Source organism: Gordonia sp. CPCC 206044, from assembly GCF_048537895.1.
In the GTDB taxonomy this organism is placed as follows: domain Bacteria; phylum Actinomycetota; class Actinomycetes; order Mycobacteriales; family Mycobacteriaceae; genus Gordonia.
In genome coordinates this window covers 334,879-354,121 of record NZ_JBCLVL010000004.1, presented here as the reverse complement: position 1 = coordinate 354,121, position 19,243 = coordinate 334,879, and the positions used below count along the sequence as shown (strand labels likewise).

Sequence of the window (19,243 nt, the reverse complement as noted above, 5' to 3'; positions counted from 1 at the left end):
CAGGTGCCGTGATCGGGCGCTGAGGGCTCAGTTCGTCGCGGCGACGACCAGGTCCGCGAGTTCGTTCTCCTTGCGGTGGCGCAGCGTGGCCACGATCGAGGCCGCGTCGGAGTCGTCCGGGAGCCACAGTGCATCCCGGACGATCGTGAGCAGCCCGGACTTCGACAGGCGCCCGCGTCGTGCTCTGCCCAACCGGGCGAGGACCTGTGCGGTCGGTGCGCGTGACGCATCGACGTCGGCGCTGCGCACGTCGAAGGAGTCCGGGCCGAAATCGAGGAAGATCGGATCCCCTTCGCTGAGCCCCAGTTCGGTGATGAATCGCTTGATCGTGCCCGACCGTGCCTGCACCGAGACCCACATGAAGGTCTGCGGGCCACGCGGACTCGACAACTGCACCGACTTCCCGGGTGCGATACCGACGATCCCGGCCAACGCCGACGGCAGGTTGAATGCCGAGCCCTTGACATGCGCTGCGGTCACTGTCGTCGCCCAGTGCACGGTGTCGCCGTCGCGGTACAGCCCGCGGGTGCGGGTGGGGGACTTACGCGGCGCGTACGGGCGCCGACGTCGGGTCACCATGTCGTCGCGCGTGACGAAATCGCCTGCGCTCGCGTAGGCCCGGACGCTGGCCTCGGTCACGTCGTATCGCCCGGTGATCTCGTCGATCACCTCGCTCAGCGGTACGGGGCCGTCGGCGCGGGCCAGGATTCGGTCGATCTGCACATGCACCGGTTCGTACTGCTGTAGACCCCAACGACGCAGGCCATAACTGTTGCGATCGGTCTTCACGATGCGGTCGTCGGTGACCAGTGCGTTGCGCACCGACGACGGTGCGCGCGGAAAATCGACGAGACCCTCGATGATCTGGTCGAAGGTCTGGGGGGTCGTGGCCGTCGACAGGAATGCCGCGACGAGATCTCCGGTCGATGCGGTCGAGGAGATCACGTGATCGGCGATCAGGGAGTATCCGCTGCGGTGCAGCCAGCGGCGCGCGGCCTCGAGGTGGAGGCCCAGACCGTTGGCGACCTCGGCGGCGGGCGCGATGTCCTCGGGATTGGCGCACGACTCGACCGTCGCCCGGGTGAGTGCCGCGGATTCCTTGAGGGAACCGTGCACGATCCAGTCGTCGGCGGCGACCAGTGCGGGGGTGGCGGCGGTGAGCAGTCGCCACGTCGGGATACCGACCGATTCGACGATGGTGTCCATCTCCGGGATCTCCTCGACCAACGTCTCGACGTCGAGGACGGGATCGGCGCGGCGGGTGATCTCGTCGGACAGTGCGCGCAGTTCCGGCGTGTCCTCGACGATCGACGTGAGCCGATTTCGCAGACCCCGGTCGATCTGGGTCACGCGTTCTCGCGAGGTGCCCAGCATTCCGGCGAGTTCGGATTGCGTGCGCGGGCGGGAGGCCAGGATGCGGTCGTGCAGAACCAGACGGTCACGATCGGTCAGCGAGGTGACGAACACCCGCAGCTCGGCGGGTGCGCCGGGTGAGCGGGTCGTGTCCGCCGCGGAGCGGACGTCGTGGACCACACCCGACCGTGCGACGAATCGGGCGATGAGGTTGACGATCGTGACCGGACCGATGCCGGGCAGGTCCATCAGTTCGGCGGCGGAATGGCCCATCAGGCGTGCGATCGTGTCGACGCCGCTCTCGTGCAACACATCTCGAGCGGCGCGCGGCAGTGGCAGCGGTTCGGTGCCGGGCCGCACATTCGGGAAGTCGTCGATGATGCGGCGTGTGGCGCGGTCGGCCAGATAGCGCTCGGCGATGCGATGGCAGAACCGCTCCAGGTTGACATCGGTGAGGGTGTCCACCGGGGTGCTGCGTATCCACGCATTCACCACGATCTCGTCGTCGGCGAGGATGCCCGGCCCGCGTCGGTACTCGGCCAGCCACGGCAGCAGTTCGATCCACGGGCGGTCCGAGAGGTTCGCGCCGCGAAGGCGTTCGGCGAGTTGCCGGTCATCGGGAACCGTGGCCTCGGTGGAGGCCAAGACCTCGGAGGAGGACGGTGACATCGGTCGCTTCCCTGACTGTCGATTCGTGGCTGCGCCCGGCGTGGCTGACGGCGCCGGGTTCGTAGCCGAGAATAGCCTATCGTCGATGCGCCTCGAGTGCAGGAAAGTCACCTCATCCGCGGTCGTCGGGTCGGGATCTCATGCAGGCAGCTCGATGTCGAGTGCGGACAGCACCGTTCGGAACTTGGCCGATGTCTCCGCGAGCTCGTCGGCGGGGTCGGATTCGGCCACGATTCCGCCGCCGGCCCAGGTGGTCAGGCCACGGCCGTCGGGGTCCAACTCCGCGCATCGGATGCTCACCATCCATTCGCCGTCGCCGTTGTGGTCGCACCACCCGACGGCTCCCGCATAGAATCCGCGGCCGCCCTCGACGGCGAGGATGTGATCGCGCGCAGTGGCCGTGGGTGTGCCGCAGATGGCCGGGGTCGGGTGCACGGCCGCCGCGAGATCGAGTGCGGTGGTCTCCGGATCGGCGACGCGACCCTTGATGGATGTGCCGAGATGCCACATGGTCGGGGTGGTGGTCAGTGATGGTTCGGCCGGGACGTCGAGGTCGCTGCACCACGGCGACAGCGCCTGCGCCAGCGCATCCACCACGTAGCCGTGTTCTCGACGATCCTTCGCCGACGCGGCCAACCGGCGCCCGCCGGCCCGATCGATGTCGGGGTCCGGGTGGCGGGCCAACGAGCCCGCCAAGGGGTGACAACTGACCACGTCGCCTTCCTTGCGGACGAGTACCTCAGGGCTCGATCCGACCAGATGATGTCCGACGAAGTCGCCTCCCGCGGGGGAGAGGTCGGCGGCGAAGGCGTTTCCCTCGTGGTCGCGGGCACTGAGCAGTGCCGCGAAATCCCACGGCGACATCGCCTCTGCTGCCTGCACGGTGAGCCGTCGTGCCAACACCACCTTGCACATGGGATTGGACGGGTCGGCGAGCGTGCGCACCGCGTCCGCGACGCGATCCGCATGCTGGTGCGGCGCAGGATGTGCTGCGGTGACGCGCGCGGCCCGCGGTGCGGTCGGAGTGTCGCGGTTCCATCGGCCCAGGTGGCGGTGCAGCTCCTCGGGTGCGGTCAGTGCGCATCGATCGCGCGGATCGAACGGCAGCGCACCGACGATCCCGGGCGCGTGACCGGAGCGGAGCAGCGCACGTGCCTGGTCGACGTCGTCGAGGTGCTTGCGGACCCCGGTGGCGATCACGTGTTCGTCACGGCGGGCGAGGAGGAAGACGGGTTCGTGATGAGAGTCATGGTCACCCATGGGTCGCAATCTACCAACTTGGGTCGTTCTAAGATAGGCTTTGTTTCCTGTGAGAGGCGGCACGTTCGGCCGCCCGTCCGCCGACTACAGGAGCTGAGATGTTGCGCACCGTTGTGAACGGAAAGATCCACCGGGCCACGGTCACCCAAGCCGATCTGCACTACGTCGGTTCGATCACCATCGACGAGGACCTGATGCGCGCGGCCGATCTCATCGAGGGCGAGCAGGTCCAGGTCGTCGACATCACCAACGGGGCGCGTCTGGAGACCTACGTGATCACCGGCCCCGCAGGCAGCGGTGTCATCTGCATCAACGGCGCGGCCGCCCATCTCGTGGATCCCGACGACATGGTGATCATCATGTCGTTCCTCCAACTCGACGAGACCGAACTCATCGCGCACCAGCCCAAGGTGGTGCACGTCGACGCCGACAACAAGATCGTCGCCCTCGGTAACGATCCGGCCCAGCCGGTTCCCGGGGCCGTCGACCAGCTGTCCTCGCGCTGAGGTCGCCGATGTCCTCCTCGACACTGTCTCTCGCCCGGCAGATACCCGCGACCGCAGCGCAGACCGCGATGTGGTTCGGCCAGCAATTGGTCGGTGATTGCGCCACCTTCGTGGTCGCGCAGGCGTGGGATCTGCCCGGTGAGGTGGACACCACCCTGCTGCGCCAAGTGCTGGCCATGGCATTGGGTGAGGCCGAGGGGATGTCGGCACGATTCGGCACAGAGCGGGACGCGGTCGTGCAGACGCTCCCCGACGAGACCGCCGTGCAGGCCGACGACATCGAGGTCGTGGCCCTACCTGATCGCCTCGCCGCCGACCGATGGATGGCGACGCACAGTCGTCGACCGATCGACCCCTCACGCGGTCCGTGTTGTACGGCAACCGTTCTGGAGGTCGACGACCGACGAATCGTCTTCTTGCGTGCCCATCACATCGTGGCCGACGCATTCGGCCTCACCCTGATCGGACGTCGGGCCGCGGAGATCTTCACCGCCCGCGTCGGTGGGCAGCCGGTGCCGGATCGGTGGTTCGGGACGGTCGGTGACGTGGTCGCCGAGGAGGGTGCGTACCGCGAATCCGACCGGTACCGCACCGATGACGAGTTCTGGCGTGCACGTGCAGAACTGCCGCATGACGACTCGTCGCTCGCCGCACGGCCGGGTGACGCGCCGATCCCGCAGGCGGTGCGCTCGCATGCGGTCGAGGTCGACTCGGAGGTGGCCGACCGGCTCGTCGACCTCGCGGCCGCAGGGTCGGCGACGATGGGAGACGCGCTCACCGGCGTGCTCGGTGGATGGATTGCATCGGCACGCTCGACGAGTTCGGAAACGCCGGTGACCGTGGGGTTCCCGGTCATGAACCGATTCGGCTCGGCCGCCATGACGGTACCGATGTCGGTGGTGAACGTGGTGCCGCTGCATCTGGGGATCGGGGCCGAAACCACGCCCGCCGCGGCGATGGCGATGGCGAAGGCCGCGGTCGGGGAGGTGCGGTCACACACGCGGTTGCGCGGCGAAGAGATCGCGCGGATGCGCGGCAGGCAGCCCGGGATCTGGATCAACATCAAACCGTTCGGCGACGAACTCCGGTTCGGTGACACGACGGCCACCATTCATTCCCTGGCCCGTGGTCCGGTGCAGGAACTGACCATCACGGCGCGCAGGGTCTCCGAGTCGGGCGCGCTGGAGCTGCAGTTCGACGCCGACGCCGGCCGTTACGGCGCGGATGAGTTGGCGCGAGCGGCCGGCGATTGTGCTGCCTTCGTCTCCCGGGTCGTCACCGACGAGGCATGGGAACAGCCCCTGGCTCGTTCGACGATGCCCGGTGATGACGGTGTTCTGGGAGAAGGTGTGCGGCAGCCGATTCCCGAGATCGGCGTCGCCGACTACGTGCTCGGGGGAGCCGGGAACGCCCAGGTGGTCACCGCGCAGGGTGCCATGACCGGCCCGGAGGTGCGGCGCGCGACGGCACGGCTGGCCCGGATGCTCATCGACCTCGGCATCGGGCCCGAGGACCGGGTGGTGGTGATACCACCGCGAACCGAACGTCTGGTCGTGGACGTGCTCGGTGTGCTCTCCGCCGGGGCCGTGTGCGTGCCGATCGATGGTTCTGCTCCGCAGGCCCGTATCCGCACCATGCTCGATACCGCGGCCCCGCGCCTCGTGCTCGCCGCTCGAGAGGTCGTGGACCGCTTGGGGGCCGGAGCGCTCGAAGGGCAGACCTGGTCGCTGCTGGTGTCAGAGGACGTGGACGGGCGGGAGGTCTCGATAAACCCTCGGCCGGCACCCTTGGCTGGTCGAGCGGCGGAGGGCGAGGTCTCGATACGCCCTCGGCTAGCGCCTCGGGCTACTCGACCGGCGGGTGATGGGGTTCGTCCGTTGGGTGACGAGGTTCGTCCGTCGGCTGGTGAGCAACTCGCGGAGGGCGAGCTACCCGTCACCGACGCGGATCGGATCGCACCACTGCGCGGCGCCCATCCCGCGGTCGCGATCTTCACGTCGGGGTCCACGGGACGACCCAAACTCGTCGCCGTTCCCCATGTCGCACTGGTGAATCGGCTCATGTGGGCGGCGCAGGACTGGGCCGACGACGCTGCAGGCGACACGCGGATCGCCAAGTCCTCCATCGGATTCATCGACGGCATCACCGAGATGCTCGCCGCGGTACACGCGGGCGCTCGGCTGGTGATCGCCGATCGCGCGGCGATGGTCGACCCGAGCAGACTTCGTGCGCTCGCCGACGAGGTGTCGGCCACGGCGTTGACGGCCGTCCCGTCGGTGGTCGCAGAGCTATTGGGCGCGGAGCTATTGGGCGCAGAGGGATCGGGCGCAGAGGGATCGGGAGACGAGGCCGAGCCGGCACCGGCGGTCATCCGGCGGTGGACGCTCAGTGGTGAAGACCTGCCCCTGACCGTGCTCGACCGCATCCGGATGAGATCGCCCGATGCCGTCGTCAACTCGTACGGGTCGACCGAGGTGACCGGTGACGTCACCTTCGCCGATCTCGTCGCCGAGGACGCGCCCGTCACCATCGGCGGGCCGGTGGTGAACACCACTGTGCGAGTGCTGGATTCGTGGCTGCGACCGGTCCCGACGGGTGTTCCCGGTGAACTGTACGTCGCGGGCGCGCAGGTGGCACGCGGATACGTGGGCGCGACCGCCGAGACGGCGTCGCGGTTCGTCGCGGATCCCTTCTCCTCCGACCCGGGGCAGAGGTTGTACCGCACCGGGGATCGGGTGATCCGGCGCGCCGGGGCCGCATCCGCGGACCTCGAGTTCGTGGGCCGCGTCGATCACCAGATCTCGTTGCGGGGCCTGCGCATCGACCCGGGTGAGATCGAGGCCGCGCTGACGTCGATGCCGGGGATCGGCGGCGCCGTCGTCGTGGTGCGTGAGATCGTCGTCGGGCAGCCGGTGCTGATCGCCTATGTGACCGAGGCAGATCCGGGCCCGATGCCGGAGCCCGAGGACATCCGGGCGGGGCTGAGCGATGCGCTGCCACGGCATATGGTGCCGGCCACCGTGGTGACCCTGGAGCGCTTCCCGCTGACGTCCAACGGCAAGCTCGACCGGGCAGCCCTGCCCACACCGAACGCGGCGTCCGAGGCGACGTCTGCACCCCGCACCGATGCAGAGCGTCTGCTGTGCCGGGACTTTGCGGACGTCCTGGGCATTGCGGAGGTCGGTGCGCAGGACAGCTTCTTCGCGCTCGGCGGCCACTCCCTGTCCGCGAACCGCCTGATCGCGCGACTCTCGGCACGCGGGGTCGAGGCCACCATCGCCGACGTCTTCGATCATCCCGAGCCTGCTGACCTCGCACGCCATCTGGGCACCCGGTCGACGGGGGAGACCGCGGCGCGCACAGTCGATCTCGGGGAGGTCGAGGACACGCCCCGGGCGCCGGCGTCATTTGGGCAGCAGGCGCTCTGGCTCACCGAACAGATGTCGACCGACCAGTCGGCCTACCGTGTCGGCGGACTCTTCGAGATCGATGGTCGGCTCGACGTCGGCGCGCTGCGGCTCGCGGCTGCCGATCTCGTCGACCGCCATCGCGCATTGCGCACGGTGTATACCTGGGACGGCAGTGACCTGTACCAGTCGGTGCTGGCCGACGACGAACTGCAGAACCGCGACATCGTCATCCACCGGACGGTCGCCGACGACGAGATCGGCACGGCCGTCCGTGAATTCGTCGCGACACCAATGGATCTGTCCGCCGACCTGCCGGTGCGTCTGCTGGTGTTGGAGGCCCCGTCGGCACACCTACTGGTGTTGTCGGGCCATCACATCGCGACCGACGAGGGCTCCGTCGGTCACATCGTCGCCGATCTGACCGAGTCCTATCGGGCACGTAGCGGTGGCGAGGCACCGATCTGGGATCACCTGCCGGTCACCTACGGCCAGTTCGCACGCTGGCAGCGGGAACGACTGGGCAGCAGCACCGAACCCGACTCCGTACTGGGATCGGATCTCGCATACTGGCGACGCGCCCTGGCCACACATCCGCAGACGATTGCTCTTCCGCACTCGTCGCCCCCCGAGGCCGGACGAGTCCATACGGTGTCCAGCAGGCGGGTCCGGATCCCGGCCGAGGTCGCCCACGCCCTGCGCGCGCTGGGCGCCGAGCATGCGGCCAGTCCGCTGATGGTCGCCGAGGTGCTGATCGCGATCGCATTGCGGGCCCATGGCGCCGGTGACACCATCCCACTCGGCAGCCCGGTGACGTTGCGTGACGATGAGCGCTTGGCAGGCGTCGTCGGCTTCTTCGTGAACACGGTGGTCTTCGCCGTGGACCTGTCCGGGGACGTCGATGTACTGGGTGCCCTCGCACGCGTACGCGAGAACAACCTCAGCGCATTCGCGCACCGCCAGGCCCCCTTCGAGTTGGTGGTCGACGCGGTCCGCGACGATTCGGCGAATGGACTGCCCGCCGACCGTTCCCCACTGTTCCAGGTGATGATCGCCTACCGTGACGGCGCGGCGGCGACCGAGTTCGACCTCGGCGCAGCATCATTGCGTCGGCTCGGACGCGGCGAGACCTACAGTCGGGTCGGCATGTCACCGGATTCGACGGTTGCGAAGTTCGAACTCGTCTTCGGCATCGAGGAATCCGCCGACGGCGGTTGGACGGTGGGCGTCGACTACGCCCGCGAACTCTTCGACGTGGCCGCCGTGGACGGGGTGATGGAGACGGTGGCCGCGGTGGCGGCGGCCGTCGCAGCGGACCCGACCACCGGTGTGGACGACCTCGTGCAGTTGGCGACACCGGGTCTCGGCGACACCGTCGAGACCGTGGACATCATCGAAGCCGCCGATCGGGCCGCCGGTGCCGACCTCATCGCCCATGTCGGTGAGATCGCCGTGCCGCTGCACAGACCGGTTCCAGTGTGGGCGCTGCGTCGCGCCTGTCTGGCGTGCGCGCCGATGATTTTCGCCGGCCCCGGGATGAGTCCCGTCGTCGCGCCGGATCCGTTGGCTCCGAACGGTGTCGACCAAGCGTGTGCGGTGGCGTCCGGTTTCGTCGCCACCACGCGCACTCACCCCTCCGACCCGGTTCCGCATCCGCCCGAGGTGGGCGTTGGCTGCCTGGTGGACGAGGCGGGCATGGTGACCGCAGCGAGGCTGTCGATGCGTTACGGCGACCCGGGCGCGGTCGATGTGACCGCGCGATTGTTGGTGGCCCTGGCCGAACAGGCCGAGGCCGATGGGCGCTCCTCCACAGTGGTGCCGGTGCACCCGGACACCCGCGTCGTCGAGCTCCGGCGCGCCGAGGAGGTGACCGACGAGCTGCTCGACGACGAGTACTGGGTCGAGTTCGTCGAGGACACCGCCGACGCCGAACCGTTGCGACTCGATGCCGGTGGTGGGGCGACAGGCGATGTGCGACACCACCTCGGCCACGGTCCGGTTCCGGTCTCCGACCGTGTGACACCCGACGTGCTGCTGACCGCGCTGGCCGCCGCCCTGGCCACCCAGCCGGACCTCGGATCCGCCGACGCCCTGCTGGTGGATCTGGAAACCTCTGCCCGGGACGCCGAGACCGCCGTACTGCCGGGGCGTCTGGTCCACCGACATCCCGTGGCGCTGCCGACCGATCTTCCCAACGGGCATCTCGAGCGCGCCTATCAGGCGGTCGCGGATCGTCGGGTGCCCTCGGAGCACGCGGAGGCGTATCAGCTGTTGCGGCACGAGATCGTGCACACCCGCGACATGTTCGATGAGGTGCCCGAGGCAGACATCCTGTTGCGGGTCTTCGAGTCCGACGTGGAGGGAGCCGTCACCCCGATCGCTCTGGGTCACTACGCGCTCGTCGTCACCGCTCATGTGGGCACCACGCGCAACGGACAACGCGTCGTTCGGCTACACGCCGTGGGTCGTGCGAGCCTGTCGGCTCCGGTGGACCTCTCGGTGCTGGCCGACGTGATCGGCGAGTTGGGCGTCGGCCCCGACGACGGACTGCGTGAGCTCGTCTCCGACGGTGCGGCACATGCGCTACGCACCACGTCGCCTGCGCCGTTGGTGGAGATCACGCCTGCCGCATCGCGCGCCATCGCGGACAGATTCGGAACCGTCGACGACGTGCTGCCGGTGTCCGGCCTGCAGGAGGGGCTGCTGTTCCATCTGCAGATGGCAGCCGAGCAGGGGGTTGCGGATCTCTATGCGTCTCAGGCCCGTCTGCGTCTGCACGGCAACGTCGACGTCGCGCGGTTGCGTGCCGCGGTCGAGGCATTGCTGATCCGGCATCCCAACCTGCGTGCCGGTTTCGTCACCCAGGCCGATCGCAGCGTCCAGGTGATCCCCCGTGACTTCGAGATCCCCCTGCGGGTCACGTCGGCGGACACCGAGGACATCGTCGGGCAGATCCTGCGTGACGAGCGTGCGCGTCCCTTTGCCGCGGGCCGTCCACCGCTGATCCGATTCCTGCTCGTCGAGGTCGACGACGGCGACCGGATACTCGCGATCACCTTCGAACACATCTTGATCGACGGTTGGTCCTACCAGTTGTTGCTGGGTGAACTGCTCCATCTCTACGACGACCCGTCGGGGCGCGCGATGCCCGCTGCGACGCCCTACCGCGACTATTGTGCGTGGTTGTGCGGTCAGGACCTCCCGGCCGCGCGGACGGCATGGGAGCGGTACCTGTCCGGTCTCACCGAGCCGACGTTGTTGCGCCCCGACGCCGTGGAGCGCCCCGCCGATCCGAGCGCGGCCCGCGACCATCACCGGGATCTGAGCCGTGAACTGACCGAGCGTGTCCGGGCCACCGCGCGCGACACGGGTTCCACCGTCAACACCGTGCTGCAGGCGGCATGGGGGATCACGTTGGCGCGCTTGACCGGAGCCTCGGACGTCACGTTCGGCACCACCGTGTCGGGGCGGCCCCCTGAGCTACCGGGTTCGGAGAACATCGTCGGGTTGCTGTTCAACACGGTCCCGGTGCGGGTGCGGATGGATCCGTGGGAGAGCGTGGCGAGCATGCTGACGCGTCAACAGCGCGCGCAGATCGACGTGGTGGACGCCCCCTACGTCAGCCTCGTCGACATCGTCCGCGAAGCCGGTCTGCCGCAACTGTTCGACACGTTGTTCATCACGCAGAACCATCCCGCGTCGGACACGACGCGCCGATACGGGCCCGACGGCGGAGTACGCGTCGACGACACCGTGCTCGAGGACTCGACCCATTACCCGGTGTCGTTCGCCGCCCATCCCGGCGCGACCATCCACCTGCGGTGCGCCTATCGGGGAGACCTGTTCGACGCAGACGAGATCATCACGCTCACCGACCGTTTCGTCGGCGTGCTCGAAGCGATCGCAGGTGATCCCGGTCGATCGGTCGGGTCACTGGACGTGATCGGGGCCGACGAGCGGCACAAGGTCCTCACCGAGTGGAACGACACCGCGCGGGACGTGTCCGAACAGACCGTCGCCGATCTGTTCGAGGCGCAGGCCCGGCGCACCCCCGAAGCGATCGCGGTGATCGCGGGTGCGCGGCGGATGACGTTCGCGCAACTGCAGTCCGAGGTCAACCAGCTCGGACGACTGCTGATCGCACGCGGGGTGGGCGCCGAGCACAAGGTCGCACTGCTGCTGCCCCGGGACGAACGCATGGTGGTCGCCATGTTCGCGGTTTTCGCCTGTGGTGCAGCGTATGTGCCGATCGACCCGGATCACCCCACCGATCGCATCGAATACATGCTCGACGTCGCGGGGCCGTCGGTGATCGTGACCACCGACGCACTCCGCGGCAGGGTCGCGACGCTCGACGTGCCGACGGTGAACCTCGACGACGACTCCGTCCGAGATGCCTTGGCGGCGAGTGATCCCGGTCCGCTGGCGGCGCACCGTGGGGACGTACACCCCGACAATCTCGCCTACGTCATCTTCACGTCCGGCTCCACCGGACGTCCGAAAGGCGTTGCGGTCGGCTATCGGGGATTGACGAACATGTACGTCAATCACCAGGAGAAGATCTTCGACCGCGTGGTCGCCCATCAGGAGGGTCGTCGCCTCGCGATCGCGCACACCACCTCGTTCTCCTTCGACGCGTCGTGGGAACAGCTGTTCTGGCTACTCACCGGGCATCATGTGCACATCATCGACGAGGAGATGCGCAAGGAGCCCCTCGAGCTGCTCCGCCACTATGACGAGACATCGGTCGACGGTTTCGACGCGACTCCGTCCTACATCGACGTACTGGTGGAAAACGGTCTGCTGCACCGTGATCGACCGTCCGGGCGCTCGACGGCGGCCGACGGCGTGGGCGTGGTGTTCGTCTCGCTGGGCGGCGAAGCGGTGCCCGACGCGTTGTGGCGGACGCTGCGCGCCGCACCGGGCGTGGAGTCCTACAACCTCTACGGGCCGACCGAGTACACGATCAACGCGCTCGGCGCCGATCTCGCCGACAGTGCTCACCCGACCCTGGGTCAACCGATCGCGAACACCCGCGCCTACGTGTTGGATCGAGGATTGCGCCCGGTGCCACCGAACGTGGTCGGCGAACTCTATCTGGCCGGCGCCGGGACGGCTCGCGGCTACCTCGGACAGGCGGAGAAGACGGCGGAACGGTTTGTCGCGAGTCCGTGGGGCGAGGGCGGTGAACGGATGTATCGCACCGGCGATCTGGTCCGTTGGCGAGACAACGGGACGCTCGACTACCTCGGCCGCGGTGACGACCAGGTGAAGATTCGCGGCTATCGGATCGAACCCGGCGAGATCTCCGATGCGCTCGCCACCCACGAGGCGGTGTCCCGCGCTGCGGTGGTTGCACGTCCGGACGCGGCGGGCCAGCCCAGGTTGCACGCGTACGTCGTGCCGGCGGCATCTCCCGTCGATGTCGACGAACTGCGTGACCATCTGCGAGACCGGCTGCCCGACTACATGATCCCGTCAGCGATGGGTGTGGTCGATGCGATCCCGCTGAATGTCAACGGAAAGGTCGATACAAGGGCGCTACCGGTTCTCGACCTCGACTCCGATCGACACGAGCCGCCTGCGACCGAGACCGAACGTCAGGTGTGCGAGATCGTGTCCGAACTCGTCGGCGCTGCGAGCGTGTCGGTCACGTCGTCGGTGCGGGATGCCGGTGGCAACTCGCTGGTGGTGATGCGCTTGGTGTCGCGGCTTGCCGAGGTGCCCGGTGGTGAGAGGGTCACCGTGCGGGACCTGTTGTCGGGTCTGACGATCCGGCAGATCTCCCAGATGATCGACGACACCGGGACCGACGCCGGTCTCGCGCAGCACCCGCTGCTCGTGGAGTTCGCCCGAACACGGTGTGGCAGAACGCTGGTGTGCCCACCCGAAGGATTCGGTCTCGTCATCCCCTATGCGGAGTTGATCGAGCACCTCCCGGACGGTTGGGGTTTGGTGGCACTGCGGGATCCGGCGCAGGTGCCGTCGGAAGCGCCCTACCGGGACTTCGCCGCTCTGGTCAGACGCTATGTCGACGTGTTGCAGACCGAGGTGTCGAGTGCGGGTCGCATCGATCTCCTCGGCTGGTCATACGGTGGGCACCTCGCGTTCGCGATTGCTGCCGAGCTCGACCGGCGTGGGATCCGGGTCGGATCACTCACCGTGGTCGACGCGTATCCGACGACCGCTCGACCCGAAGGGCCGTTGTCGGAGGCGGCCGCGACCGAACTGACCGAACAGGGATTGCGCTCGGCCACCGGGGCGCGTGCCGACGCGACCCGTGCCGAGTTGGTGCGGTCGATGCTCGGCGGTGCGCAGACGGTGGGCGACGACGCCGACCACGACGCGATGTTCGATGCCTATGCACGCTGCGAGCGGATGCTCTCGTACGGTACAGACGGGACGGTCGACGTCCCGGTCGCGTTGATCGGGTCGACGACCGGACGTCCGGCGCACATGCCGTCGATCGCCGAGGCGTGGCGTGATCATCTCGACGACATCCGTGTCGTCGAGGAGCACGCGATCGCACATGCACGGTTACTCGACGCCGCATCGGTGTCGCGCTGGGTGCCCGCGGCGCTCGAACTCTGGCAGTCGGATTCGACAGCCGGCTGACCGGAGAGACGTTCGCCCGACCAGGGCGTCGAGAAAGAGATGGAGAAACCAGGACATGCGAGGAAAACTTCGACTGGTGATGGCGAGTTCGCTCGCCGTGGCGGCGCTCGTCGCCTCCGGCTGTTCGTCCGGAGAGTCCGAGAGCACCGACAGTTCGGCCACGAACGGGGCGACCAGGACCTTCGCCGCCGCGAACGGGAACATCGAGATCCCGGCGCAACCGCAGCGAATCGTTGCACTGTCGCGCGTGATCCCGTCCCTGTTCATCGCCGACGCACCGGTCATCGCGGCGACCTCCGGTTACGACACAAGCACCATCGTCGACGAGGACGCGATCAAGCGCTACCAGGAGGTGGCGACCCTGTCGACCGGAACCGCCAAGACGAATGCCGGTGGTGGAACACAACTGTCGTACGAGCAGATCGCAGCCCTCAAACCCGATCTGATCATCTCCGGTTTCCCCCAGAAGGCGTACAAGTCGGGGATCAGTGACGAACAGTTGCAGGCGATCGCCCCGACGTTGAGCCTGGGCCCGTCCACCCCGACCGAGTGGCGTGAGGTCGGCGAGAAGGCAGCAGACGCGGCCGGACGCGCAGACGAGTTCGACCAGCAGAAGGCGGAGTACGACAAGCTCGCAGGCGAGCTCAAGGAGAAGTACGCAGGCACCGTCGCCGGAAAGAAGTTCGCCGCGTTCTCGGTGTTCAACTCCACGCAGGCCGATTCGTTCCAGCGCGAGTTCGACGACTCGTTCACCACGAACATCGCCAACGACATCGGCATCACGTTCCCTGGCGGCACGCCGAAGAAGACGTCGGAAATCGTGTCCATCGAACGACTTTCGGATCTCGCCGACGCCGACTACATCGTGTACCAGGTCAATCCCGACGGCTCGCTGAAGTATCCGCGTATGCAGGACGTCCTCGACTCGGAGGCGTGGAAGAACCTGCCTGCGGTGAAGGCGAATCGGGTGATCCCGGTGGCCTACGCGTCGTCGGAGAGCTATGCGGGCGCCATCAAGAGCCTGCAGTCGCTCTCGGCGGCGTTGGACAAGGCGTCGACACCCGCCACGGCAGGGAGCTGACGCGTCGTTGACGGAGAACGGCCGGGAGGCGTTGCTGCGCACCATCGGGCCCGCGCGGGCACAGGTGGTGACCGCGATGGCCTTGCAGATGGTGTGTGCATTGGCAGTGGTCGGCACGTATGTGGCGATCGTGGCCGCCGTCCGGCGGCCGGCGGACACTGGAGAGATCTCGTGGCCGCCGGTCGTCGTGGCCGTGATCGCCCTGTTCGCGACACCGTTGGTGCACGCCTGTTCGTACTCGCTGAGTTTCGCGGCGAGTAGGCGCATCGAGCAGGGGCTGCGCAGCGACATCGTCGCGCACCTGTCACGGATTCCGTTGGGCTGGTTCACCGGCGGTCCGGCGGTGTCCCGGCTGCGGAAGACCGTCAACACCGATGTCGGCACGGTGACCGGCCTGATCGGCGAGGCCGTGCCGAACCTTGCGCGTCATGTCACGGTGACGGTAGCCGCGCTGGCATACCTGTTCAGCGTCACCTGGCAGCTCGCCGTGGTCGTGACGGTGCCGGTGGCGATCGCGTCGGTCGTCGAGTGGCGGCGGATGGGGGTCGCGTCGGACGCCGACCGCGCTCACGACGAGGCGGCCGCGCTGCTCACCGCGCGGACCACGGAGCTGAGCCAGGGGATCTCGGTGGCCAAGGTCTACGGGATGGCCGATCGCGAGAGCGGTCGTTTCCGGACGGCGGCCGACGCATACGCGGACAGCTACATCCGCCGCGAGAACGATCATCAACGACGCAGTCGTCTCACCACGGTGCTCGCGTCGTGGATATCGGTCCTCGGTCTGGTCGTGCTGATCGGCACCGGGCTCGTCGGCGCCGACGTGATGGCGCCGACCGACCTGGTCGCTTTTCTGCTGTTGTCGTGGATCGTCTCGCGCGGGGTGTGGGCGCTTCCGACTGCGTTGATGACGTGGCGACGCAGCTCGCTCGTGCTGAACGGAATCCGTCGGCTACTCGCCGAACCACCGCTGCCGGTGCCTGCCGTACCCACCACCTTGGTGTCGGGTCCGGTTCAGGTGAGGTTCGACGACGTCGATTTCGGGTACACGCCCGACGATCTGGCGATCTCCGGTATCGATCTCACCCTGCGACCGGGAACCACGACGGCGGTGGTCGGCGCGTCCGGGTCGGGAAAGTCGACCATCGCCCGCCTGATCCCGAGGTTCTGGGACGTCACCGGCGGTGCGATCACGATGAACGGCAGCGACGTCCGGGACCTGGACCCCGAAAGTCTCTATCGGGTCGTGTCTTTCGTGTTCCAGGACGTCATGCTGCTGCGCATGTCCGTCGCCGACAACATCCGGCTCGCACGGCCCGACGCCGACGACGCGGTGGTCGAGGCGGCGGCCCGAGCCGCTCGCATCCACGATCGGATCGCTGCCCTTCCGCGTGGCTACGAGTCGGTCGTCGGGGTGGATGCAGAGTTCTCCGGTGGTGAAGCCCAACGGGTTTCCATCGCCCGGGCGATCCTCGCCGACACCCCGGTCGTGGTGCTCGACGAGGCGACCTCGGCGGCCGACCCGGAGTCGGAGACCGCGGTCGCCGCGGCACTGAGCAGACTGATGCGGGGACGTACGGTACTGACCATCGCGCACCGGCTCGCGACGGTGATCGACGCCGACCAGATCGTCGTCCTCGATCACGGACGCATCGTGGAGGTCGGTACTCACGACGAACTGGTGGCCGCAGATGGCCGATACGCCCAGATGTGGAACGTGGACCGGGTGGCGCGCAGATGAGGGGATCGACGATGAGCCGACACGGTGTGTTCGGCGCGCTGCGGCCGGTCGTGGGCGCCGAGGCGACCCGGAGGCTGGGTGCTGCGCTGTCGATCGTCGCCGTCGCCGCGGTGCTCGAAGCGGCGTGTTTCGCCCTGTTGGTGCCGCTGCTGACAGACCTCTTCGCGGATCGGTTCCCGAGGGCATGGTTGTGGGCGGGACTGTTCGTCGTCGGCGGTGCGATCGCATTGGCCTTGGAGCGCTGGGCGTTACGGGCCCAGCGCGCGGTCACCACCGAGGTGGTGGCGACCCTTCATCATCGCGTCGGAGACCACGTGCTCACGCTTCCGCTCGGATGGTTCACCACTGCGCACACCGACGCCTTGAACCGCCTGTTGAACGAGGCGACCCGGTCGCTGGCGGTGATGGTCAACGGGATCGTCGCGATCAACGTCCGCGCGGTGGCCACCGCCCTCACCCTGTGGGTCGTGATCGCGGTGGTGGACCCACCGACCGCGTTGATCGCCGCGGGTGGACTCGTGGCGGTCGCGGTCCTCTATCGGCTCGCGACGCGGATGCTGCGCAACGGCAACACCGAGTCCACCGCGGCCACCCAGGAGATCGAGTCGCGGGTATTGGAGTTCGCCCAGAAGCAACCGGTGTTACGGGCCCACGGCCGGGTCGGAGCTGTCGACACCGACCTACGGGCCGCACTCGAGACGGTGCGGCGCGCAGCGGCACGGTACTTCCGTGGAGCGATTGTCGGCGTCACCGCCTTCACCCTCGGCACCGCGATCCTGCTGGCCGCGGTCCTGGGCATGGCGTGGTGGCGTCTGGAGGCCGGTGCGCTGTCGATCGCAGCGGGCATCGCGGTGGTGGTACTCGCGGCGCTCGTGGTCGACGCGTTGGCCCCATTGGGGCGCACCGGCAGTGTCATCTGGGCGTCGGAGCAGACCCTTCGCGAGATCGGCGACATCCTGCACACCGAACCGCTTGTCGAACCCGCGGTGTCGGCGCCCGTGGTCGACTCGGGAGTCCAGTTCGTCGGCGCGACATTCGGATACGACCCTTGCGCGCCGGTGTTGGCCGACGTGGACGTGACGATCCCGCCCGGTGGTGTGTGTGCCGTGGTGGGGCCGTCGGGCGCGGGAAAGACGACGTTGGTGCGGTTGGCGGCCCGGTTCTGGGATGTGGATGCAGGTGCCGTGCGGATCGGCGGGGCCGACGTGCGGGAACTTCGTGGCGTGGACCTGATGAGCCAGATCGCGGTGGTCTTCCAGGACGTGTATCTGTTCGACGGCACGGTCCGCGACAACGTGCTGATGGGTGGACGCGACGCCGACGCCGCCGAACTCGACCGTGTCGCCGAGCTGTCCCGGCTCGACGAGGTCGTACAGCGGCTGCCCCTCGGCTGGGACACCCCCGTCGGAGATCGTGGGACCGCCCTGTCCGGCGGTGAGCGACAACGTGTCTCGATCGCCCGCGCTCTCCTCAAGGATGCGCCGGTGGTGTTGCTGGACGAGGCGACGTCGGCACTCGACCCGGAGAACGAGGCGGCGGTGCGCGCGGCCCTGCGGCATCTGGGGGAGGGCCGCACCTGCCTGATCATCGCGCACCGGCTACAGACCGTCCGCGCCGCCGATCAGATCGTGTTCCTGGACAAAGGTTCGGTCGTGGAGGTCGGCACCCACGACGAACTCATGTCGCGCAGCGAACGCTACGCCCGGTTCTGGCGCGATCAGTCAGACCCGATCGACCCCACCGCACCCGATGAGAAGGAGATGAGATGAGCACAGCCCGGCTCGAACCTCACGAGACCGACATCAACCTGGTCATGCACGCGTTGACCCCGCGATTCGTGGAGGTCGTGCGCACCGACGCGCTCACCCCGCAGATGCAGCGGGTGACCTTCACCTGCACCGAACCCGATGGTTTTCACTTCGTGCCGATGGCACCGGACGACCACGTCAAATTGTTCTTCCCACAACCGGACACCGGCGAGATCGTCATGCCGGGGATCGGGCCCAACGGGATCGAACCACCTGCCGACGGTCGTCGGCCGACCTATCGCGACTACACCGTGCGGGGGTTCGACCGCGGACGTGCGGAGGTGGTGATCGACTTCGTCCTGCACACCCACGGTGTCGCGGGCACGTGGGCGGCGACCGCGAAACCGGGTGACCGCCTGGGCATGTTGGGGCCGCGCGGTTCGCACATCTATCCCACCGGTTACGACTGGTACCTGCTGGCCGCCGACGACACGGCGCTGCCTGCCATCGGCCGCTGGCTCGAAGAACTCCCCGAGGGCAAGCCGGTGGTGGCCTTCATCGAGGTCGCCGGACCCGACACCGAGGTGGAGCTCACAGCGCGCCCGGACGCGCAGGTGCATTACCTGCATCGTGGCGACGCCGCACCCGGAGACAGCCCACTGCTCGAACGGGCGATCCGCGACTGCGACCTCCCCGAGGGGGAGTTCTTCGCCTGGATCGCGGGCGAGGCCAACACGCTCAAACCGATCCGTCGTTACCTCCGGCGCGAACTCGACGTACCCAAGGGACGGATGAAGGTCGACGGGTACTGGCGCAGTGGCACGGTCAATCTCGACCATCACGATCCCGGCGACGACGAAGACTGA

At 68.0% G+C, this 19,243-nt stretch carries 8 protein-coding genes; 6 read left to right on the top strand and 2 right to left on the bottom strand.

The genetic code is table 11. The features are described 5' to 3' along the window. Positions 1 to 27: 27 nt before the first annotated feature. Both AAFP35_RS08215 and AAFP35_RS08210 read right to left on the bottom strand, forming a co-directional pair. Positions 28 to 2,022: a sigma factor-like helix-turn-helix DNA-binding protein gene (locus tag AAFP35_RS08215; RefSeq protein WP_419221065.1), complete on the bottom strand. Its 1,995-nt coding sequence runs from the start codon at positions 2,020 to 2,022 to the stop codon at positions 28 to 30. A 138-nt stretch (positions 2,023 to 2,160) separates the two neighbouring features. Beyond that, on the bottom strand, positions 2,161 to 3,282 hold the full coding sequence (locus AAFP35_RS08210) for an isochorismate synthase (protein WP_419221064.1): 1,122 nt from the start codon (positions 3,280 to 3,282) through the stop codon (positions 2,161 to 2,163). A 98-nt stretch (positions 3,283 to 3,380) separates the two neighbouring features. On the opposite strand from AAFP35_RS08210, the gene panD reads away from it, so the two are divergent. Genes panD through AAFP35_RS08180 form a run of 6 tightly spaced genes read left to right on the top strand, consistent with a single transcriptional unit; the run spans position 3,381 to position 19,243 of the window. After that, a complete protein-coding gene (gene panD, locus AAFP35_RS08205) occupies positions 3,381 to 3,788 on the top strand; it encodes an aspartate 1-decarboxylase (protein ID WP_419221063.1) in 408 nt (135 codons plus the stop codon). Between the two features lie 8 nt (positions 3,789 to 3,796). Further along, positions 3,797 to 13,810, top strand: a complete 10,014-nt coding sequence (locus tag AAFP35_RS08200) for an amino acid adenylation domain-containing protein (RefSeq protein WP_419221062.1) — start codon at positions 3,797 to 3,799, stop codon at positions 13,808 to 13,810. A 55-nt stretch (positions 13,811 to 13,865) separates the two neighbouring features. Beyond that, on the top strand, positions 13,866 to 14,891 hold the full coding sequence (locus AAFP35_RS08195) for an ABC transporter substrate-binding protein (protein WP_419221061.1): 1,026 nt from the start codon (positions 13,866 to 13,868) through the stop codon (positions 14,889 to 14,891). Positions 14,892 to 14,898: 7 nt separating this feature from the next. Then, the gene (locus AAFP35_RS08190) at positions 14,899 to 16,629 is read left to right on the top strand and encodes an ABC transporter ATP-binding protein (RefSeq protein ID WP_419221060.1); all 1,731 of its coding nucleotides are present in this window, start codon (positions 14,899 to 14,901) and stop codon (positions 16,627 to 16,629) included. An 11-nt stretch (positions 16,630 to 16,640) separates the two neighbouring features. Continuing rightward, the gene (locus tag AAFP35_RS08185; protein WP_419221059.1) at positions 16,641 to 18,398 is read left to right on the top strand and encodes an ABC transporter ATP-binding protein; all 1,758 of its coding nucleotides are present in this window, start codon (positions 16,641 to 16,643) and stop codon (positions 18,396 to 18,398) included. Next, positions 18,395 to 19,243, top strand: coding sequence for a siderophore-interacting protein (locus AAFP35_RS08180; protein WP_419221058.1), 849 nt, complete (start codon positions 18,395 to 18,397; stop codon positions 19,241 to 19,243). The genes AAFP35_RS08185 and AAFP35_RS08180 overlap by 4 nt, the downstream gene beginning before the upstream one ends.